Origin of the sequence: Massilia phyllosphaerae, from assembly GCF_034659755.1 — a bacterium.
In the GTDB taxonomy this organism is placed as follows: Bacteria; Pseudomonadota; Gammaproteobacteria; order Burkholderiales; family Burkholderiaceae_D; genus Telluria; species Telluria phyllosphaerae.
Window position 1 is genome coordinate 680,497 of sequence record NZ_JAXSQX010000004.1, and the last position, 19,058, is coordinate 699,554.

General features: G+C 64.7%; 20 protein-coding genes and 2 rRNA genes. 10 read left to right on the forward strand and 12 right to left on the reverse strand.

Features of this window, described 5'->3' with window-relative positions; genetic code table 11:
* Positions 1-23: 23 nt before the first annotated feature.
* From U1H99_RS18880 to gshB, 3 genes are read right to left on the reverse strand one after another with little or no spacing between them, the layout of a single operon-like run.
* The gene (locus tag U1H99_RS18880) at positions 24-293 is read right to left on the reverse strand and encodes an HPr family phosphocarrier protein (protein ID WP_141838901.1); all 270 of its coding nucleotides are present in this window, start codon (positions 291-293) and stop codon (positions 24-26) included.
* Positions 294-327: 34 nt separating this feature from the next.
* Positions 328-732 (reverse strand): PTS sugar transporter subunit IIA, encoded by a 405-nt coding sequence (locus tag U1H99_RS18885; RefSeq protein WP_323143241.1) that lies wholly within the window; start codon positions 730-732, stop codon positions 328-330.
* 1 nt (position 733) lies between these two features.
* Entirely contained in the window at positions 734-1,681 is a 948-nt protein-coding gene (gene gshB / locus U1H99_RS18890) for a glutathione synthase (protein WP_141838905.1), read from the reverse strand.
* A gap of 191 nt (positions 1,682-1,872) precedes the next feature.
* On the opposite strand from gshB, the gene U1H99_RS18895 reads away from it, so the two are divergent.
* Positions 1,873-2,571 carry a class I SAM-dependent methyltransferase gene (locus U1H99_RS18895; protein ID WP_323143242.1) on the forward strand — a complete coding sequence of 233 codons (699 nt, stop codon included), beginning with the start codon at positions 1,873-1,875 and terminating at the stop codon, positions 2,569-2,571.
* 131 nt (positions 2,572-2,702) lie between these two features.
* Here the strand turns inward: U1H99_RS18895 and gshA are convergent, their stop codons facing one another.
* The 4 genes from gshA to U1H99_RS18915 all read right to left on the reverse strand — a co-directional run bounded on the left by gshA (position 2,703) and on the right by U1H99_RS18915 (position 6,833).
* Positions 2,703-4,004, reverse strand: coding sequence for a glutamate--cysteine ligase (gene gshA, locus U1H99_RS18900; RefSeq protein ID WP_141838909.1), 1,302 nt, complete (start codon positions 4,002-4,004; stop codon positions 2,703-2,705).
* Between the two features lie 142 nt (positions 4,005-4,146).
* Positions 4,147-5,712, reverse strand: a complete 1,566-nt coding sequence (locus tag U1H99_RS18905) for an ammonium transporter (RefSeq protein ID WP_375341629.1) — start codon at positions 5,710-5,712, stop codon at positions 4,147-4,149.
* Between the two features lie 22 nt (positions 5,713-5,734).
* Positions 5,735-6,073, reverse strand: a complete 339-nt coding sequence (locus U1H99_RS18910) for a P-II family nitrogen regulator (RefSeq protein WP_141838913.1) — start codon at positions 6,071-6,073, stop codon at positions 5,735-5,737.
* Positions 6,074-6,086: 13 nt separating this feature from the next.
* Positions 6,087-6,833, reverse strand: a complete 747-nt coding sequence (locus U1H99_RS18915) for a TorF family putative porin (protein WP_323143244.1) — start codon at positions 6,831-6,833, stop codon at positions 6,087-6,089.
* Between the two features lie 270 nt (positions 6,834-7,103).
* On the opposite strand from U1H99_RS18915, the gene U1H99_RS18920 reads away from it, so the two are divergent.
* A complete protein-coding gene (locus tag U1H99_RS18920) occupies positions 7,104-7,352 on the forward strand; it encodes an accessory factor UbiK family protein (RefSeq protein ID WP_323143245.1) in 249 nt (82 codons plus the stop codon).
* 60 nt (positions 7,353-7,412) lie between these two features.
* Here U1H99_RS18920 and U1H99_RS18925 read toward each other — a convergent pair whose 3' ends face one another.
* Positions 7,413-7,709: a hypothetical protein gene (locus U1H99_RS18925; protein ID WP_323143246.1), complete on the reverse strand. Its 297-nt coding sequence runs from the start codon at positions 7,707-7,709 to the stop codon at positions 7,413-7,415.
* A 101-nt stretch (positions 7,710-7,810) separates the two neighbouring features.
* On the opposite strand from U1H99_RS18925, the gene U1H99_RS18930 reads away from it, so the two are divergent.
* From U1H99_RS18930 to U1H99_RS18945, 4 genes are all read left to right on the forward strand, one after another.
* The gene (locus U1H99_RS18930) at positions 7,811-9,325 is read left to right on the forward strand and encodes a YifB family Mg chelatase-like AAA ATPase (RefSeq protein WP_323143247.1); all 1,515 of its coding nucleotides are present in this window, start codon (positions 7,811-7,813) and stop codon (positions 9,323-9,325) included.
* Positions 9,326-9,760: 435 nt separating this feature from the next.
* A complete protein-coding gene (locus U1H99_RS18935) occupies positions 9,761-10,390 on the forward strand; it encodes a choice-of-anchor J family PEP-CTERM protein (protein ID WP_323143248.1) in 630 nt (209 codons plus the stop codon).
* 27 nt (positions 10,391-10,417) lie between these two features.
* A complete protein-coding gene (locus U1H99_RS18940; protein ID WP_323143249.1) occupies positions 10,418-10,840 on the forward strand; it encodes a post-PEP-CTERM-1 domain-containing protein in 423 nt (140 codons plus the stop codon).
* Positions 10,841-10,843: 3 nt separating this feature from the next.
* On the forward strand, positions 10,844-12,322 hold the full coding sequence (locus U1H99_RS18945) for a PA domain-containing protein (RefSeq protein WP_323143250.1): 1,479 nt from the start codon (positions 10,844-10,846) through the stop codon (positions 12,320-12,322).
* 73 nt (positions 12,323-12,395) lie between these two features.
* On the opposite strand, the gene U1H99_RS18950 is transcribed toward U1H99_RS18945, so the two are convergent.
* On the reverse strand, positions 12,396-13,346 hold the full coding sequence (locus U1H99_RS18950; protein ID WP_323143280.1) for a GlxA family transcriptional regulator: 951 nt from the start codon (positions 13,344-13,346) through the stop codon (positions 12,396-12,398).
* Between the two features lie 140 nt (positions 13,347-13,486).
* Here U1H99_RS18950 and U1H99_RS18955 point away from each other — a divergent pair, with 140 nt between their 5' ends.
* The 4 genes from U1H99_RS18955 (at position 13,487) to U1H99_RS18970 (ending at position 16,714) form a co-directional block, all read left to right on the forward strand.
* Entirely contained in the window at positions 13,487-14,008 is a 522-nt protein-coding gene (locus U1H99_RS18955) for a hypothetical protein (RefSeq protein ID WP_323143251.1), read from the forward strand.
* A 13-nt stretch (positions 14,009-14,021) separates the two neighbouring features.
* Positions 14,022-14,756: an ABC transporter ATP-binding protein gene (locus U1H99_RS18960; RefSeq protein ID WP_323143252.1), complete on the forward strand. Its 735-nt coding sequence runs from the start codon at positions 14,022-14,024 to the stop codon at positions 14,754-14,756.
* The gene (locus tag U1H99_RS18965; RefSeq protein ID WP_323143253.1) at positions 14,753-16,291 is read left to right on the forward strand and encodes a hypothetical protein; all 1,539 of its coding nucleotides are present in this window, start codon (positions 14,753-14,755) and stop codon (positions 16,289-16,291) included. The genes U1H99_RS18960 and U1H99_RS18965 overlap by 4 nt, the downstream gene beginning before the upstream one ends.
* Positions 16,292-16,366: 75 nt before the next feature.
* A complete protein-coding gene (locus U1H99_RS18970; protein ID WP_323143254.1) occupies positions 16,367-16,714 on the forward strand; it encodes a DUF1840 domain-containing protein in 348 nt (115 codons plus the stop codon).
* Between the two features lie 33 nt (positions 16,715-16,747).
* On the opposite strand, the gene U1H99_RS18975 is transcribed toward U1H99_RS18970, so the two are convergent.
* The 3 genes from U1H99_RS18975 to U1H99_RS18985 form a co-directional block, all read right to left on the reverse strand.
* Positions 16,748-18,487: a diguanylate cyclase domain-containing protein gene (locus U1H99_RS18975; protein ID WP_323143255.1), complete on the reverse strand. Its 1,740-nt coding sequence runs from the start codon at positions 18,485-18,487 to the stop codon at positions 16,748-16,750.
* Positions 18,488-18,708: 221 nt separating this feature from the next.
* Positions 18,709-18,821: ribosomal RNA gene (gene rrf / locus U1H99_RS18980) — 5S ribosomal RNA — on the reverse strand.
* Positions 18,822-18,945: 124 nt separating this feature from the next.
* A 23S ribosomal RNA gene (locus tag U1H99_RS18985) occupies positions 18,946-19,058 on the reverse strand; the annotation flags it as partial.

The following is a 19,058-nucleotide window of genomic DNA, read 5'->3' on the forward strand; positions in this document are numbered from 1 at the left end:
GCGCAGCAGGTTATTCGAGGTGCTCATTCGCCTTCGCCGAATTTATCGTTGATGAGTGCCGTCAGGGCGGCGATGCACGCTTCCTCGTCCGGACCGTCGGCTTCCAGCGTCACCTTGGCGCCCTTGCCGGCGGCCAGCATCATCACGCCCATGATCGACTTGGCGTTGATGCGGCGTGCATTGCGGGTGAGCCAGACGTCGCTCTGGTAGCGGGCGGCGAGCTGGGTGAATTTGGCGGAGGCGCGGGCGTGCAGGCCCAGCTTGTTGATAATCTCGAGTTCCTGTTGAATCATGTTTTTTTATCGTCTCGCCAATTGAAAAGACCGGTCAGGTGCCGACCCGGATCCTGTTGTCGACCCTGACCGCGCCGTTCTGCGCGCCCGCCAGTGCCATCTCGACCACCACGTCGAGGGTGTCGCGCCGATACGTGATCGCGCGCAGCAGCATCGGCAGGCTGATGCCCGCGATGACTTCCACGTGGCCGGCCTGCGCCAGCGTGTTGCAGCAATTGGACGGCGTGCCGCCCTTGATGTCGGTGATGACCAGCACGCCGTCGCCGTCGTCGAGGCGCTTGATCGCCTGGCGCGCCAGTTCGTTGACCTCATTGGTGTCCTGGTCCGCCGTCACGTCGATCGCTTCGAACAACTCCGTGGGACCGCGGAACACGTGTGCTACCGCGGCGATGAATGCCTGACCCAGCGGTGCGTGGGTCATCAGCAGAATACCTACCATGTCAGTTTCCTGTGACCGCCTGTTCCAGTGCGTCGATGAACATCCCGGCCACATTGAAGCCGGTCTGGTCGGTGATCTCCTGGAAACAGGTCGGGCTGGTAACGTTCACTTCCGTCAGGAAATCACCGATCACATCCAATCCTACCAGCAACAGGCCACGCGCCGCCAGCACCGGGCCCAGGGCCTCGGCGATTTCGCGTTCGCGTTCCGTGATCGGCTGGGCCACGCCCAGGCCGCCGGCGGCCAGGTTGCCGCGCACTTCCCCGCCCTGGGGGATGCGCGCCAGCGCGAACGGCACCGGCTTGCCGCCGATGACGAGCACCCGCTTGTCGCCCTTGACGATGGCCGGGATGTATTTCTGGGCCATGATGGTACGCGCGCCGTTGTCGGTGAGCGTTTCGATGATCGAGCCGAGGTTCAGGCCGTCGTCCTTGACGCGGAAGATGCCGGCGCCGCCCATGCCGTCCAGCGGCTTGAAGATGACATCGCCGTGCTCGGCGTGGAAGGCGCGCAGCTGGGTGCCGGACGAGGTCACCAGCGTCGGCGAGGTGTACTGGCTGAACTGGGCGATCGACAGCTTTTCGTTGTGGTCGCGGATGGCGGCCGGCTTGTTGAACACGCGCGCGCCCTGGCGCTCGGCCAGCTCGAGCAGGTAGGTGCCGTAGATGTATTCCATGTCGAACGGCGGGTCCTTGCGCTGCAGGACGGCGTCGAATTCGGACAGGCGCACGCTGTCGGTGCCGAGCACGCGGTACCAGTCGTCGGCGTCGCCGGTCAGCGCGATCTCGCTGACGTCGGCGCTGACCACGCCCTGGTCCAGCACCATGTGGCGCTGTTCGAAGGCATAGATCCGGTGGCCGCGGGCGGCCGCTTCGCGCATCATCGCGAAGGTCGAATCCTTGTAGGTCTTGAAGCCGGACAGCGGATCGGCGAGAAAAGCGATTTTCATGAGGGTTCCAATCGAGGCAATGCCCTGATTTTAGCCGGAAACACGGATTCTCGCGGAAAGCACCCGCAAGCGACTGTCGCGTCAACCCAGCCGATGCCTATTGGCAAAAAGTCATCTATTCAGGTCGTGTTTGCGGTCTCTCAAGCGCGCATGCGAGGTGCTTGGCGAAGATGACGGCTTGGGAGGAACCGATGACGAACCAGGCCGAGCACGAACGCATCAACCATGTCTATCGCCAGTGGCATGGCGGCACCGCGCTGGCGCGCTATGCCTGGCACCGCCCGGAAATCGTGCACCAGTCGTCGCAGCGGGCGCGTGTACTGTCCAGGCTGCTGGCAGCGACGGTCGGTCCGGATCTGTCGACGCTGCGCGCGCTCGACGTCGGCTGCGGCGACGGCCTGTTCCTGCGCCAGCTGATCGACTGGGGCGCCACGCCCGGCGGCCTGGCCGGTACCGAACTGCAGCCGGACCGGCTCGACCGCGCCCGCGTGCAAACCGCGCCCAGCGTGCGCTGGCACCTCGGCCTGCTCGACGCCTTCCCCGACGACAGCGTCGACCTGGTCAGCGCCCACACCGTATTTTCATCGATCCTCGACGAAGACATGCGGCGCGCGCTCGCGGCCGAGATGTGGCGCGTGCTGCGTCCCGGCGGCTGGACCATGATCTTCGATTTCCGCTACAACAACCCACGCAATCCCAACGTGCGCAAGGTCAGCGAGGTCGAACTGCTGCGTTTCTGGCCGGCCGAAAAGCGCCATTACCGCACGCTGATGCTGGTGCCGCCGCTGAGCCGCGCGATCGCGCGCCTGCCATGGCTGGTGCCCGAGCTGCTGACGGCGCTGGTACCGCCGCTGCGCTCGCATTTCGTCTATATGGCGCGCAAGGACTGAACGTCGACCGGACGTGGGGTGCGCACCCTGTGCCCACGTGGAAGCTTGCATCGAGTTGGCTTTCCTTCGATGACGGCCAACACCGTGCCTGCGTCACGCGTGGGCACAGGGTGCCCACGCTACGATGTCAATCAATAGATCTCCGGATCCGGATCGGTACGCTCCAGCTCCAGTGACGCCGCCAGCAGCGCCAGCCTTGCCACCACGCCGTACACATAGAAACGGTTCGGCGCCGCCGTCCCCGGCTTGGCCTTCAGGTCCGGCATCGCGTGCTGCTGGGCAAACGCCAGCGGCACGAACTGCGAGCCCGGCGCATTCAGGTTCTGGTCGATGCCGCGCTCGGCGTGCACGCGGTAGAAGCCGCCGACCACGTAGCGGTCGATCATGTACACCACCGGCTCGGCCACCGCGTCGTTGATCGATTCGAAGGTCGGCACGCCTTCCTGGATCATGACGTCGGTTACCGCCACGCCGTCCTTGATCACCGACATCTTGTTGCGCTGCTTGCGGTTCAGGTCCTTGACCTCGCTGGCATCCTTCACCGTCATGATGCCCATGCCGTAGGTGCCGGCGTCGGGCTTGACGATGACGAAGGGTTTTTGATCCTTCATGCCGTATTCCTTGTACTTCTTCTTGATCTTGGACAGCAGCGCCGACACGTTGTCGGCCAGCGCTTCCATGCCCACGTCTTCCTGGAAGTTCACTTCGCCGAGCTTGCTGTGCAGCGGGTTGACCATCCACGGATCGATGTCGATCAGCTTGCCGAACTTCTTGGCGACTTCGTCGAAGGCCTTGAAGTGGTTGCTCTTGCGACGCATGGCCCAGCCGGCGTGCACCGGCGGCAGCAGCGACTGCTCGTGGATGTTTTCCAGGATCGACGGAATACCAGCCGACAGATCGTTGTTCAGCAGGATGGTGCACGGGTCAAAGTCCTGCAAACCGACGCGGCGGCCGTTGGCCGAGCGCACCAGCGGTTCGACCACCAGCATGTTACCGTCCGGCAGCGCCAGCGGCGTCGGCTGGGTGACGTCCGGCGACAGCGAACCGAGGCGCACGTGCAGGCCGGTCTGGCGGAAGATTTGCATCAGGCGCTGCACGTTCTGCAGGTAGAACGGGTTGCGCGTATGGCTTTCCGGGATCAGGAGCAGGTTGCGCGCGTCCGGACAATACTTGTCGATCGCCGCCATCGCGGCCTGCACGGTCAGCGGCAGCATTTCGGTCGACAGGTTGTTGAAGCCGCCCGGGAACAGGTTGGTGTCCACCGGCGCCAGCTTGTAGCCGGCATTGCGCAAGTCCACCGAGCAATAAAACGGCGGCGTATGCTCCTGCCACTCGAGGCGGAACCAGCGCTCGATGGCGGGGGTGGCTTCGAGAATTTTCTTTTCCAGGTCCATCAGGGGACCGGTCAGGGCGGTGGCGAGGTGGGGAACCATAGTATTAACGTCCTTGGGGCTTCTTAGCGGTATGGGTTGGTTCAGGTTGGGGTGATGCCACACATTTTAAAGGCCGGATACCCGCAGGACATGAAAAAAGCGCCCCGCGGGGCGCTTTTGTTAACTAAGCTGCAACAGCCGATCAGGAGTGATAAGCCTGCTCGCCATGGCTGGTGATGTCCAGGCCCTCGCGCTCGGCATCCTCGGCCACGCGCAGGCCGATGACGACGTCGACGATCTTATAGGCGATGAAGGATACGACGGCCGACCAGATGATGGTGGTGCCGATCGCTTCCGCCTGCACCAGCACCTGGCTGCCGATCGAGTACGCATCGGCCGACATCTTGTTGGTGGTGTAGTCGAAGATGCCCTGGCCGCCCAGCTGCGGCGCCGCGAACACGCCGGTCAGCAATGCACCCAGGATGCCGCCCACGCCGTGCACGCCGAACACGTCGAGCGAGTCGTCGGCGCCGATCAGGCGCTTCAGGCCGTTCACGCCCCACAGGCAGACGATGCCGGCCACCAGTCCGATGATCAGGCCGCCCATCGGGCCGACGAAACCGCAGGCCGGGGTGATGGCAACCAGGCCGGCGACGGCGCCCGAAGCGGCACCCAGCATCGACGGCTTGCCCTTGGTGATCCATTCGCCGAACAGCCAGGACAGGGTGGCGGCGGCGGTGGCCAGCAGGGTGTTGACGAACGCCAGGGCGGCAATGTCGCCCGCTTCCAGGGCCGAACCGGCGTTGAAGCCGAACCAGCCCACCCACAGCAGCGAAGCGCCGATCATGGTCATGGTCAGCGAGTGCGGGGCCATCGATTCGCGGCCATAGCCGACGCGCTTGCCGATCAGGATCGCACCGACCAGGCCGGCGACGGCGGCATTGATGTGCACCACGGTACCGCCCGCGAAGTCGAGCGCGCCCTTCTGCCACAGCCAGCCGGCCTTGGCGGATTCGGTCGCCAGGGTGGCGGCATCCTTGATCGCGTCCGGACCGGTCCAGAACCAGACCATGTGGGCGACCGGCAGGTAGCCGAAGGTGAACCACAGGACCATGAACACCAGCACGGCGGCGAATTTCGCGCGCTCGGCGAAGGCGCCGACGATCAGGCCGCAGGTGATGGCGGCGAAGGTGCCCTGGAAGGCCACGTAGATGAACTCGGGAATCACCACGCCCTTGCTGAAGGTGGCGGCGGTCGTGAAGGTGGCCGTGACCGGATCCCAGATGCCCTTCAGGAAGGCGCGGTCGAAACCGCCGATGAAGGCCGTGTTCTCCGTAAAGGCCAGCGAGTAACCGTACAGGCACCAGAGGACGATGATCAGCGAGAAGATCGTGAACACCTGCAGCAGCACGGACAGCATGTTCTTGGCGCGCACCAGGCCGCCGTAGAACAGGGCCAGGCCCGGAATGGTCATCATGATCACCAGCAGGGTGGCGACGAACATCCAGGCGACGTCGCCCTTCTGCGCGGTCGGTGCGGCAGCCGGCGCTGCGGCAGCCGGCGCTGCGGCAGCCGGCGCTGCGGCAGCCGGTGCGGCGGCGGCCGGCGCGGCAGCTGCGGCTGCAGCCGGTGCGGCCGAGGTCGGCCCTGCAGTCCCTTGCGCTTCCACGGCCGGGGCGGCAGTGGCCGGCTTGGCATCCTGGGCCAGCACCGGCAACGCACTGCCGAGTGCCAGCGCCATCGTGAAGCCGGCGATCAGTTTTGTCATGGTGTGAGTCATCGGTTTCCCCTTACAGCGCATCGTTGCCGGTCTCGCCGGTACGGATACGGATTACCTGCTCCAGATTGGAGACGAAAATTTTGCCGTCACCGATCTTGCCGGTGCGTGCCGCGCTCTGAATCGTGTCGATCACCTGGTCGACGATGGCGTCGTCGACCGCCGCCTCGATCTTGGTCTTCGGCAGGAAGTCGACCACGTACTCCGCGCCGCGGTACAGTTCGGTATGACCCTTCTGGCGGCCGAAACCCTTCACTTCGGTCACCGTGATGCCCTGCACGTTGATCTCGGACAAGGCTTCACGCACCTCGTCGAGCTTGAAGGGTTTGATGATGGCGGTGATCATTTTCATACGATTGCCTCTTTCAGAAAGTTTTTGAAACAGTCAGCAAAGCCGCTGACTTGCCGAGGTTTTCCCCCGACGGGCTCAGGTAGCCATCGGTATTGGCCTTGATATACGCCAGCGCCACCGAGGCAATCCCGAAGTCCTTGGTGACGCCGACCTTGTAGTCGCTATAGGAATAGAGACCGTTATGCCGCACTTCCTGGTGGCCGGCATGCAGGTTCAGGGTGAAGCCGCTGCCGAGATCGACGTTGGCGCCGATGTCGACGTAACCACTCTGTTTGCTGTTTGCGGTGCCGAACAGGTTGGTCAGCGAATGCGAATACTTGATGTAGGCCGGGCCATAGCCGAGCTGGCCGTAGAGTTCGAACGTGTTGGCGTTGGGCGTCAGGCTGTTATTCGGGTAGAAGTAGTAGAGTCCGCCGACGTCATAGGTAATGTCGTCGCTCAGGTTGCCACGTTTGCCACCGTAAATGTCCCATTCAACATTGCCGTCACCACCCAGGTCTTTGGTCCACTTGATGGTGGACAGCCAGGTGCCTACGTACAGACCGGTCGGGTTGTGCACGTAGTCGGCGCCGCCCTGCAGTGCAGGGTCGAGGCGGGATTGGGACAGGCCGCGGTAGCGGTAATCGCTGGTTACCGCGGCATTGAAACTCACTTGATGTTCGGGCGGTTGTTCTTGGGCGCCCGCCACACCGATCGTGAGTGTCCACAGGCTTGCGCCTAGAAAAGATGCTTGAAACCACTTGCTGCTCAGACGCTTCATTACATTTCCCCTTGTTGTTGAACGGATTCTGTAAAGGCGGTTTACAATTGAATCTGTACCTTTTTATGTTTTATGTATGCTTTAGCAGGATGCGTGCCACCTTGAACAAGAGCAGGCGCTCCTTGTTTTTCGCGGGCCAATCCCCCACATTCAGGTTTCAAAAAAACAAACGATGTGTTGTCGTTGTGCGCCAAACCAGTGCGCGCACCAATTCAGGCACGCTCGCACCGCGCCGGTGCGCACCACATCGGACATGAGGAAGAGAGTCAAATGAACAACTTTTTTAACGATCTGCAGGGCAAGATCAACCAGGCGATCGATAGTTCGCCGGCCAAGGACATCGAGCGCAACGTCAAGGCGATGATGACCCAGGGCTTTTCGAAGCTGGACCTGGTCACGCGCGAGGAATTCGATATCCAGGCCCAGGTGCTGGCCAAGACGCGCGCCAAGCTGGAAGCACTGGAATCGCGCGTGGCCCAGCTGGAAGCGAAGCTGGCCGCCTCCGAATCCAAGGTGTGAGTGAAGAGACGAGCGTCTAGCAACGCCTTCAGGAGGTGTTGTTAGACGCTCGGCGCCCCATCAGCGTGCGATGAACCTCAGCAGCAGGCGCCAGGCCCCGAATGCCGCCGCACCCGCCAGGCTCACGCCGACGATGATGGCAATGCTGTAGCCGGCCGGGTTGGTGTAGCCGGCGGCATCGGCCGCAAAGATCAATCCGCCCGCCAGCACCAGCTGGAGCGGGCACAGCACCTTCAGCGCGCGCAGCGCCCCCCAGTCCCCCTTGCGCCAGAAGTGGCGCGCGACGAAGAACGCAGGTGTCCACAGCGTGCAGAACAGCACGCCCAGGATGACGCAGGTGAGGATCAGTCTCGGCATGGCCGCCATGATAGCCGCCGCCGAGCACGTTTGGTTACCCTCAAGGCTGGATGCCACGCAACGCGCACCATCTCGCGAGTCCAGCACTCACGAGGAAACCCATGAGCTTTGCCGTCTTACGCAGCCGCGCCCTGGCGGGCATGCAGGCGCCGGCCGTCAGCGTCGAGGTCCACCTGGCCAACGGCCTGCCCGGCATCCACCTGATCGGCCTGCCCGATACCGAAGTGCGCGAAGCCAAGGACCGGGTCCGCGCCGCGCTCCAGAATTCCGGCTTCGACATGCCCAACCGGCGCATCACGATCAACCTGGCGCCGGCCGAGCTGCCCAAGGAATCCGGCCGCTTCGACCTGCCGATCGCGCTCGGCATCCTGGCCGCGTCCGAACAGATCCCGAGGGAGGAACTCGACCGCTACGAATTCGCCGGCGAACTGTCGCTGTCCGGCGAACTGCGCCCGGTGCGTGGCGCGCTGGCCATGAGTTTCGCCATGCACCGCAGCGGCGGCCAGGCCCGCGCCTTCGTCCTGCCGCAGGCGAATGCCGACGAAGCGTCGCTGGTCACCGATGCCGCCATCTACCCGGCGCGCACGCTGCTGGAGGTCTGCGCCCACTTTGCCGCCAAGGGCGACGATGGGCGCCTGGCGCGCTACCGCCCCGCCCTGCCCGACACCATGCCGGTGTATCCCGACTTTGCCGAGGTCAAGGGCCAGCAGCTGGTCAAGCGCGCGCTGGAAGTGGCGGCGGCCGGCCTGCATTCGGCCCTCTTGATCGGTCCGCCCGGGGCCGGCAAGAGCATGCTGGCCTCGCGCTTTCCCGGCCTGCTGCCGCCGATGCATGAGGACGAGGCGCTGGAAACGGCCGCGATCCAGTCGCTGGCCGGCAGCTTTTCGATTGCGCAGTGGCGGCGCCGGCCGTTTCGCAGCCCGCACCACACCAGCTCGGGCGTGGCGCTGGTCGGCGGGGGCGCCAATCCGCGTCCTGGAGAAATATCTTTAGCGCACCACGGCGTACTCTTCCTCGACGAATTGCCCGAGTTCGACCGCAAGGTGCTGGAAGTGCTGCGCGAACCGCTCGAGTCCGGCGAAATCACGATTTCGCGCGCGGCGCGCCAGGCCGACTTTCCCGCCAGTTTCCAGCTCATCGCGGCCATGAATCCCTGTCCCTGCGGCTGGCTCGGGCATCCTTCCGGCAAATGCCGCTGCACGCCCGACGCGGTGCAGCGCTACCAGGACCGCATCTCGGGGCCCCTGCTCGACCGCATCGACATCCAGATCCCGGTCGCGGCGATGGCGCCCGATGGCATGGCCGGGCTCGCCGACGGCGAACCCAGCCGCGAGGTCGCCGCGCGTGTCGGCCGTGCCCATGCGCTGCAGCTGGCACGCCAGGGCAAGGCTAACCGCAGGCTGGGTACGCGCGAGATCGACGAGCATTGCCGGCTCGATCCGGCAGCAAGCCGCCTGCTGGGCGAGGCAATGCAGCGCCTGCACTGGTCGGCGCGCGCCTATCACCGGGTGCTGCGGGTGGCACGCACCATTGCCGACTTGGCAGACATCGAGCGCGTCCAGGCTGCGCATGTGGCAGAAGCGATCCAGTACCGGCGCGGCCTGGGCGAGCGCTGATTCCCTGCCGGCAGGCTGTCATTTTCATGTCACATTTGTCGAAGAGTATTCCACTCGATATCCACAGTGAATTTTTTATATCGTTCTTGTGTTTGACAGCGTACAGACATCGCTTTTCCACTATTTTTGTAAATATAAAGAAATTTAAAATTATTTACAGAAATAAAAGATGCAATAAATGTGAACATTCTCACGAAAATATTTACTTAGGGAATCAAAAAATGGGGCCTCTGTCAGAATTTTTTACAATTTAATGACAGAATATTCCTACCTTCAAAATTTCCTTTGGAAATCATATTGTTACTGCACTGGCACGTTTTATGCGATGGCGATGAATACTGGCTGCAAGTTGGACGGGATACTGCCCGACCGTAGCGCCATTAACCGGGAACACAAGATGGTCCCGTCATCCAAAACTCAGGAGTGCATGACAACATGATGAAGAAAGCGTTTGCCGCGGCAGTGCTTGCAGCGATGACGATGTCGGCCCAAGCCGGCGTGCTGATCAACGAAGGTTTCGACAATGTCGCGAGCCTCGCATCGAATGGCTGGTTGTTTGTCAATAACAGTACGCCTGGCGGCGTGACTCCGGGCTGGTTCCAGGGCGCCGCCGTTTTCGACGCACAATCGGGCAATATTGCCTCGTATGCGCAAGCTAATTACAACAATGCACCGGCGGGCGGCCAGATCGACAGCTGGCTGATCACCCCGACCTTCGACGCCAGCCTGGGCGCCACGGTCTCCTTCTACCTGCGCGCCGCTGGCGAAGGCTATGTTGACCAAGTCAACTTCGGTTTCGTCAATGCCGACGGCAGCCTCACCGGTACCGCCCTGACGACCGTCAACCCGGTTCCGGTCAATGGCTGGACCCAATACACCGCCTGGGTCGGTGCGAACGTGCTGGGCTCGACCCGCTTCGCATTCGAATACACCGGTGCCGCGGACAGCAGCAACGGCGTCGGTCTCGACAGCCTGACCGTGGACGTGCCGGAACCGGCCAGCCTGGCCCTGATCGCCGGCGGTCTGCTCGGCCTGGGCGCCATGCGCCGCCGCGCACGCCGCTGATCCAATCTTCCCTATCCGGAGAATCTCATGTCGAACCTGAACACCATCCAGCGCCTGCTGGGCGCTGCCGCCGCCCTGGCCCTGTGCGCATACGCCCTGCCCGCCGCTGCTCAGCAAGCCCAGCAGGAAACCGTCGAGTCCGTTGATGGCCAGACCATCGCCCGCGATGCCGAAACCGGCAAGCTGCGCGCCGCCACTCCCGAAGAGCAGGCTGCACTGGTCGCCGCCAAGGCGGCCCGGCAGTCGCGCATTGCAGCCAAGCCGACGCTGCAGAAATTCCACCGCAGCGGTGCCACCGGCGCGCGCCTGACCGACGAATTCCTGTCGTCGTCGACCGCCGTCCGCACCCCAGACGGCAAGATCCAGATGATCTGCAACGAAGCGCATGGCGACCAGTCCGCCGCCGCTCACGTCCACGCAACCGCCGCCAACACCCCAGTCACGGAGTAACCGATGCGCACCCTCGCCATTTCGCGTTCGCTGATCGCAGCCGCCTGCGCCCTTACCTGCCTGGCCAGCCAGGCCGCCACCATCAACATCGCCAGCCGCGACCCGGCCGGCGTCGGCTTCAACGACCCGACCCCGGTGGCTCCGGTCGGCGGCAATACTGGCACCACGCTCGGCCAGCAGCGCCTGAACGTTTACCGTTATGTCGCCGACATCTGGGAACGCAACCTGCAGAGCAACGTCACCATCAACGTCAGCGCCGGCTGGGAAGCCCTGAGCTGCACCGCCACCTCGGCCACCCTCGGCAGCGCCGGCGCCTGGAACATCTGGCACGATTTCCCGAACTCCAAGCCGGGTACCTGGTATCCGCAGGCGCTGGCCAACAAGCTGGCCGGCACCGACCTGAGCGCCGGTACGCCCGACGACGGCAGCGGTTACGGCAACGTCGACATCAAGACCCAGTTCAACGTCAACCTCGGCAACACCGGTTGCCTGGAAGGTTCGCCCTTCTACCTGGGTCTGGATGGCAATGCCGGCACCAAGGTCAACTTCGTCGAAACCCTGCTGCACGAACTGGGCCATGGCCTGGGCTTCTCGGTGGTGAGCGTGCAAACCTCGACCGGCAACCGCCTGAACGCTGCCGGCACCGGCTATGTCGCCACTGGCGGTCTCCCGAGCGTCTGGGAACAGTACATGTACGACAACACGGCCCGCAAGACCTGGCTGGCCATGACGGCGGCGGAACGCAAGGCGTCGGCCATCAACCCGCTGCAACTGGCGTGGATCGGCCCGAACGTCAAAGCCGGCGCCGGCTTCCTCCGTCATATCCCGCTGGTCAAGACCAGCTCGCCGGTGGCAAGCGGCAACCGCAATATCGACTTCAGCCCGTCCGCCTTCGGCCCGGCACTGCCGGCCAGCGGCACCCTCGGCGCCCTGGCCACGCTAACCCCGCAGGCCAATGAAACCGGTCCGGGCTGCGATGCGTTCGACAGCACCAACACGATGGCGGTGCGCGGCAAGGTCGTGGTCATCAGCCGCGGCACTTGCAGCTTCGCGATCAAGGTAAAAAATGCGCAGAACGCGGGCGCCGTCGCCGTCCTGCTGGCGAACAACACCACCGGCGCCATCGCTCCGGGCGGCAGCGACCCAACCGTCACCATTCCTTCGGCCGGCATCACCCAGGCCGACGGCGATGCGCTAAAGGCTGCCGTGGCCGCAGCCGTGCCGTATGGCACCCGCGCCAAGCCGGGCGCCGTCACCGTCGCGCTGGGCGTGGATCCGGTCCGCATCGCCGGTGCGGACGCCAACGGCAACCCGCTGCTGTACACCCCGAACCCGCTGGTGTCCGGTTCGTCGGTGTCGCACTGGGATGTGACCGCGGTGCCGAACCTGCTGATGGAACCGAACATCAACGCCGACCTGACCACCACCCTGGTGCCGCCGGTCGATCTGACCGTGCCGCTGCTGAAGGACCTGGGCTGGTAATCGGCTGCCAGTCCGCATAGCAGAAGCCGGGAAGGCCGCCAGTCGCAGGACTGGCGGCCTTTTTCATACCGGCCTAAGCCGGCGCCGCCTGCTCGCGCGCGGCGCGCTTGATCGCCTGTGGCGGCTGGCCGAATGTACGCAGGAAGGCGCGACGCATGCGCTCGGGATCGGAAAACCCGGTTTCGCGGGCGATCGCGTCGATTGAGTGGTTGCTGCCCTCGATCATGGCGCGTGCCGCTTCCACCCGCAGCACTTCGATCGCACGCGCCGGCGACTGCCCGGTCTCGATGCGGAAGGTCCGGCTGAACTGGCGTGTGCTCAGGTGGGCGGCTTCGGCCAGTTCGTCGAGCGACAGCGGCTTGCGCAGATGGCGCTTGGCGTAGTCGAGCGCGCGCTGGATGCGGTCGGATTTCGGTTCCAGCGCCAGCAACGCCGAAAACTGCGACTGGCCGCCGCTGCGGCGGTAGTGCACCACCATCCGGTGCGCGATGCTGCGCGCCAGTGCCGCGCCGTGGTCGCTTTCCACCAGTGCCAGGCACAGGTCGACGCAGGCCGTCATGCCGGCCGAGGTCCAGATGCGCCCCTCGTTGATGACGATGCGGTCTTCCTCCACCCGTGCGCGCGGATAGCTGCGCTGCAGCTCGCGCGCCAGCGCCCAGTGCGTGGTCACGCGCTTGCCGTCGAGCAGGCCGGCCTCGGCCAGCAGGAAAGCGCCGGTGCACATGCTGGCGACGCGGCGCGCCTCGACGCCGGCGCGGCGCAGGATGGCGAGCAGGCCGGGCGCCGACGGCGTGGTCGGCACCGTCTGGCCGGCAACCAACAGGGTGTCGTAGTCGACGCGGGCGCAAGCCTGGGTCAGCACTCCGGTTCCCGAGGAACTGGCGACCACGCCGCCGTGTTCCGACAGCAGGCTCACGGCATAACAGTCTTCGCCGGCGAGGCTGTTCGCTAGCTCATAGACGGTACCGGCCATCAGGTGCAGGACCTGAAAATCCGGAGGAAGCAGGATGCCGATACGTTTCATCATGTCGCAGACCGATTGCGTACGTACATGCCAGAATGATACGGCACCAGGCTGGGGCGCTCCGATGCAACTCCCAGTTCAGATAGGGTCTTGCATATATGCATGTGCCACGGCCACGCCAGCCCTGCTACCATGGCACCATGACAACCCGACTCCTGCCGCCGCGCGCGGCCCATGCGTTGGCTTTCGTGTGTGCCCTGACCGCCTGCAGCCCGACCTACAACTGGCGCGATTACACGAGTCCGGACGCGCGCTACCGCGTCACCTTCCCGGCCAAGCCGAGCAGCGCCACCCGCACCATCGACCTCGACGGCCTGCAGGTCAGCATGACCATGACCGCAGCCGAGGTCGAGGGCGCCACCTTCGCGGTCGGCGCCGCCGAGGCGCCGGATGCCGGCCGCGCGCAGGCCGCGCTGGCGGCGATGAAGCTGGCGCTGCTGCGCAATATCGGCGCGCCGCTGCCGCCTGCGCAGGCGGCGCCAGTAGCGGCAGTCGCCACCCAGGTCGACGCCACCGGTACTGGCCAGGGCGGGCCGATGCGCCTGGTCGGCCGCTTCCAGGCGCGCGGCACCCGCTTCTACCAGGTGATCGTGATCGGCCGCGACAAGACCGTGCCGCCCGAACAGATCGAGCAATTCCTCACTTCCTTCACCCTGCTTTGAGCCTGGTGCATCCATGACCGCAGACACCCCCGCCCTTGAACTGCGCGCCCTGCGCAAGCATTTCGGCCGTCCCGCCGTCGACGGCCTCGACCTCAGCGTGCGCCGCGGCGAACTGTATGCCCTGCTCGGCCCGAACGGCGCCGGCAAGACCACCACCCTGCGCATGGTCACGGGCCTGCTGGCGCCCGACAGCGGCGCGGTCGAGGTGCTCGGCATCGACCTGGCGCGCGATCCGGCCGCCGCCAAGCGCCGCATGGCCTACCTGCCCGACGACCCGATGCTGTACGGGAAGCTGAAACCGCCCGAGTACCTGGAATTCGTCGCCGGCCTGTGGGGCCTGCGGCCCGAGGAAGCCGAGCCGCGCGGCCGCTACCTGCTCGACTGGCTCGACCTGTCGAAGCACGCGCACGAGGTGACCGAAGGCTTTTCACGCGGGATGAAGCAGAAGCTGGCGCTGGCCGGCGCCCTGATCCACGAGCCGCAGCTGCTCATCCTCGACGAGCCGCTGACCGGGCTGGATGCGGCGGCGGCGCGCCAGGTCAAGGACCTGCTGCTGTCGCACGTGGCCGGCGGCGGCACCGTCATCCTCACCACCCATATCCTGGAAGTGGCGGAGAAGCTGGCCCAGCGCATCGGCATCATCCGCCAGGGACGCCTGATCGCCGAAGGCACGCTGGCCGAGCTGCGCGAACGCACGCTGGGCGGCAGCCTCGAGGACGTGTTCCTGCAGTTGACGGAGCAGGCGTGAAAGCGGCGCCCGGAAGCACGCTGTGGCTGCTCGGCCACGAGCTGCGCCTGGCCTGGTACAACTCGGCCGTCAGCGGCGGCAAGCGCCGTCCCGGCATCCTCAGCATCCTCGTCTGGATCGCCGGCTGGTCGGTGATGCACGGTGTCGCCTTTGCGCTGCTCCATGCGCTCGGCAGGAATCCGGTCGATCCGGCGCTGCTGGGCATACTGGCCGGGGCCGTGCTGCTGGTGCTGTCGACCTTCATGCTGTCGAACGCGCTCAAGGCATGCACGCTGGCCCTGTTCGAGCGCGGCGACCTCGACCTGCTGCTGTCCTCGCCGCTGCCCTCGCGCAGCATCTTTTCGGTGCGCCTGCTGGGCGTGGCCGCCAGCAGTGCCGCGCTGTTCCTGTTCCTGTTCACGCCCTTCGCCCACGTCGCCCTGTTCATGGGCCGGCCGGGCTGGCTCGCCATCTATCCGACCGTGGCCGCGCTCGCGCTCGTGATTGCCTGCGCCGCCATGCTGCTGACCCTGGCGCTGGTGCGCGTGTTCGGGGCGCGCCGCACGCGCGTGCTGGCGCAGGTGCTGGCCGCGGTCGCGGGCGCGCTGCTGTTCCTGCTGTCGCAGTCCTTCAATTTCATCTTCCGCGGCGACGACCGCGCGCTGGCCCAGTCGGCCCAACACATGATCGAGAACGGCATCCTGGCGCCGGACAGCCCGCTGTGGCTGCCCGGACGGGCCGCGCTGGGCGAAGCCCTGCCGCTGCTGGTGCTGGTGGCGCTGGCCGCCGCCGCCTGCCTGCTGACGATCGCGCGCACCCATCGCTTCTTCGTAAAAGGCCTGCAGCAGGCGGCCGGCATCGGGCATGCGGCGCCACGGGCGGCCGGCGGCGTGCGCTTCCGCTTCCGGCGCACCCTGTTCGATACCATCGTGGCCAAGGAATGGCGCCTGATCGCACGCGATCCGCACCTGATCTCGCAGGTGCTGCTGCAGGTCGTGTACCTGGTGCCGCTGCTCTTCCTCATCCTGCGTAACAACGATGTATCCGGGCCGGCGATCGCTGCCGGCCTGACCCTGCTGTGCAGCTCCCTGACCGGCGCCCTGGCCTGGATCGTCATCTCGGCCGAGGATGCGCCCGACCTGCTGCTGTCTTCCCCCGCGGCCATGCGCACGATCCGCCTGGCCAAGCTGGCCGCGGCCACCATGCTGCCGCTGCTGGTGGCCGCGCTGCCCCTGTTGTGGATGATCGTGCACGGACCGCTGGCCGGGCTGATAACCGCCTTCACCGTCACCGGCGCGGTGCTGAGCGCGGGCCTGGTCGTGCTGTGGGTCGGACGGCCGGCCCCGCGCAGCAATTTCAAGGCGCGCGGCAAGGAAAACTTCCTGTGTTCGATGCTGGAACTGGCCGTGACGCTGTCGTGGGGCGGGCTCGCATGGACCATGGTGTCGCTGCTTGGAGCGGCGGCCGACTGGATGGTGGCCGCGGCTGCCGCTGCCCTCGCCCTGGCACTGCTCACCCTCGCCCTGGCCTGGCTGTTCCGGCGCCAACCCGCCTGACCGGTGCGGCGGCGCACCGACGGCGCCCGGCGAGACGTGTTATCGTTTAGTTACTGATCGTTTGACGAGAACACTATGCTGATTACCTTTAAAACCAAAGCCTACCCCAATGTCATGATGTACCAGGAGCACGCCAAGCGTATCCTCGACCTGCTCAACAAGAATGCGGAGGCTGAACGCGGCGTCATCACGTCCCAGGAAGCGACCGAGGCCGTCACCGTGCTCGAGCGCGAAATCGAGGAAAGCCGCAAGCACCAGGCCACCGACGAGATGGAACAGGACGTCAAGGCCCACCATGGCGACAACGAAGACGCCGAACACGAAGCGATCGAGGCGGTGACCTTCTCGACGCGCGCTTATCCGCTGCTGGAAATGCTGCGTGCGGCACGCGACCAGGGCGCCGACATCCTGTGGGGCGTCTGAGCGCGGCCTGAATCCGATCCCTCCCGGGATCGCCTACGATACCTCGGCGCTGTCGCGGTCCAGCGCGCTCACCGCGACGCGGTTCTTGCCATTGCGCTTGGCCTCGTACATCGCCTGGTCGGCCCGGCTCAGCAACCCGGTCGGGTCCTGCGCCTGGTGCGGCCGCTGCAGGGCCAGGCCGATGCTGGCACCGACCCGCACGTCTCCGCCTTGCAGCGCAAATGGCCGCTCCAGCTGGGCCAGCAGATAGCACGCCTTGTGCTCGGCCTCCTCGAGGTCGTTCACCATGTCCAGGATGACCACGAATTCGTCGCCGGCCAGGCGCACCGCCAGGTCGGTCTCGCGGATGCTGGCCTGGATGCGTGCGCCGAACTGGCGCAGCAAGGCGTCGCCTTCCTCATGGCCGCGGGTGTCGTTGATGGCCTTGAAACCATCCATGTCGAGGAATATCACCGCGCACGGACGCGCCATCTGGGCCGCGCGCGCCATCACCCGCGGCAGCGTCTGCATCAGCGCACGGCGGTTGGGCAGGCCGGTCAGCGTATCGCGCATCAGCAATTGCTGCAGCTCCGCGGTGCGCTCCGCGACCGTTTCTTCCAGTTGCGCGTTCATTCCCTCCAGCGCTTCACGGTGGTCACGCTCGCTGCGCACCAGGTGAGACAAGGCTTCCGACAGCACCAGGGCCTCGTGGAAGCTGTCCACCCGTGGCACCGAGTCCGGGGTCGCTGTCGCCGGCGCATGGGCGAGGTCTTCGATCGCCCGGCTCAGCACATTCAGGGGCTCGACCAGGCGGCGCGCCAGCAAGGCCATGGCGGCGGCCAGCATCACGGCCAGGGCGATGCTGAACAGGAATACGCGCCGTTCGAAGGCATTGGCCGAGGCCATGGCAGCTCGCTCGGTCTGGCGTACCAGGATTGCCCAGTGCAGGGTGGCCGGATCGCCGCCGCGGCCGGTCAGGCTGTAGCCGGTCATGTAGGTCTGGCCATCCGCCCAGCGTTCGGCAATGGCGCCGGTCTTGCCTTGCAGGGCCAGGCGCAGACTGTCGGTCGCAATCTGTTTTTCCAGCATGCCGGCGGGGCCAAGCAGGACCACGCCATCGCTGCGCACCACAAAGATCTCGACGCCGTAATCGCGCAGCGCAGGCGTCAAGAGCTTGCGTGCCAGGCTCCGCGCCCAGTCCCAGCTGAGATGGATCGCCAGTACGCCGAGCAGTTTGCCGTTCTCGTCGCGGACCGGGCCGGCGATGTCGACGAAGCGCCAGGGTTCGGCCGCTTTCGGCAGGAGCTTGCCCAGCAGTATGGCGGGGTGGTAATCCTCAGTGATCACGCTGTGCTGACCTTTATGGAACCAGGGCCGCACCGTGACGTCGCCGTTTTCGAACAAGCCACCGGTCGCTGCCCGCACCTTGCCGTCCGGGGTTGCCACACCAATCCAGGTGTAATCCCGGTACTGGCTCTGCAACTGTTCGACGACGCGGCGCGCCGTTGAGGCTTTATCGATATGGAGGATGGTCGGCAGCGCCGACAGCAGTTGTACGTCGCGTACGGTCTGGTCGAGCGTGTGGTTGAGCGAGTCACGCATCTGCCAGGAGAGTTGCTCCAGCCGCAGCTGTGCTTCCTGGGTGGCGTGCCGGACTGCAAAATGGTCTACCAGCAGCAACAGCAGAATCACCGTGACGGCGACCGTCAGTCCGGCATACGACACCATCAGCGTGGTGAGGCGAGGCGGTTTTGCGCGGCTGGACCGCGCGGGCGTGTCGCTGTCGGCAGTCATGGCGTGCTCAAAATAAGAAAGTACAGGATGCTACCTGACAAAAATATTTTGCTCTACAGAAAAGCTCAGTTGCTACGATAGTTTAGTGAAAATTCACTTAAAAACAACTAAATTAATTGGTATGCAATCTATCCAAAAATTTCCGACGTGAAAAGCAAAAAACCCCGCTCAGGTCACTGAGCGGGGTTTTGCATTACTACTTTACTTACTGCTATTAATTAGCCTGACGATAACCTACTTTCACACTGGTTGCAGCACTATCATCGGCGCAAAGTCGTTTCACGGTCCTGTTCGGGATGGGAAGGGGTGGTACCGACTTGCTATGGTCATCAGGCATAAACTGTACGAGTGCGCTTCGCTGTGCTGGGCGCCACTCTGAATCCGGAAGAAGTATTTAGTTTTTTGAATCTGGTATCAACAAACAGCTGTCAATCTCAACCTTGTACTGCCAAGGTTATAGGGACAAGCCGTACGGGCAATTAGTACTGGTTAGCTTAATGCATTACTGCACTTCCACACCCAGCCTATCAACGTCCTGGTCTCGAACGACCCTTCAAGGAGCTCAAGGCTC

Bases quoted from the DNA above. Each gene is read 5' to 3' on its own strand.
- gshA (WP_141838909.1), bottom strand. From the start codon at position 4,004: ATGGTTCCCCACCTCGCCACCGCCCTGACCGGTCCCCTGATGGACCTG.
- U1H99_RS18885 (WP_323143241.1), bottom strand. From the start codon at position 732: ATGGTAGGTATTCTGCTGATGACCCACGCACCGCTGGGTCAGGCATTC.
- U1H99_RS18905 (WP_375341629.1), bottom strand. From the start codon at position 5,712: ATGACAAAACTGATCGCCGGCTTCACGATGGCGCTGGCACTCGGCAGT.
- U1H99_RS18945 (WP_323143250.1), top strand. From the start codon at position 10,844: ATGCGCACCCTCGCCATTTCGCGTTCGCTGATCGCAGCCGCCTGCGCC.
- U1H99_RS18880 (WP_141838901.1), bottom strand. From the start codon at position 293: ATGATTCAACAGGAACTCGAGATTATCAACAAGCTGGGCCTGCACGCC.
- U1H99_RS18940 (WP_323143249.1), top strand. From the start codon at position 10,418: ATGTCGAACCTGAACACCATCCAGCGCCTGCTGGGCGCTGCCGCCGCC.
- U1H99_RS18920 (WP_323143245.1), top strand. From the start codon at position 7,104: ATGAACAACTTTTTTAACGATCTGCAGGGCAAGATCAACCAGGCGATC.
- U1H99_RS18970 (WP_323143254.1), top strand. From the start codon at position 16,367: ATGCTGATTACCTTTAAAACCAAAGCCTACCCCAATGTCATGATGTAC.
- U1H99_RS18930 (WP_323143247.1), top strand. From the start codon at position 7,811: ATGAGCTTTGCCGTCTTACGCAGCCGCGCCCTGGCGGGCATGCAGGCG.
- U1H99_RS18950 (WP_323143280.1), bottom strand. From the start codon at position 13,346: ATGAAACGTATCGGCATCCTGCTTCCTCCGGATTTTCAGGTCCTGCAC.
- U1H99_RS18955 (WP_323143251.1), top strand. From the start codon at position 13,487: ATGACAACCCGACTCCTGCCGCCGCGCGCGGCCCATGCGTTGGCTTTC.
- U1H99_RS18925 (WP_323143246.1), bottom strand. From the start codon at position 7,709: ATGCCGAGACTGATCCTCACCTGCGTCATCCTGGGCGTGCTGTTCTGC.
- U1H99_RS18915 (WP_323143244.1), bottom strand. From the start codon at position 6,833: ATGAAGCGTCTGAGCAGCAAGTGGTTTCAAGCATCTTTTCTAGGCGCA.
- U1H99_RS18910 (WP_141838913.1), bottom strand. From the start codon at position 6,073: ATGAAAATGATCACCGCCATCATCAAACCCTTCAAGCTCGACGAGGTG.
- U1H99_RS18935 (WP_323143248.1), top strand. From the start codon at position 9,761: ATGATGAAGAAAGCGTTTGCCGCGGCAGTGCTTGCAGCGATGACGATG.
- U1H99_RS18895 (WP_323143242.1), top strand. From the start codon at position 1,873: ATGACGAACCAGGCCGAGCACGAACGCATCAACCATGTCTATCGCCAG.
- U1H99_RS18960 (WP_323143252.1), top strand. From the start codon at position 14,022: ATGACCGCAGACACCCCCGCCCTTGAACTGCGCGCCCTGCGCAAGCAT.
- gshB (WP_141838905.1), bottom strand. From the start codon at position 1,681: ATGAAAATCGCTTTTCTCGCCGATCCGCTGTCCGGCTTCAAGACCTAC.
- U1H99_RS18975 (WP_323143255.1), bottom strand. From the start codon at position 18,487: ATGACTGCCGACAGCGACACGCCCGCGCGGTCCAGCCGCGCAAAACCG.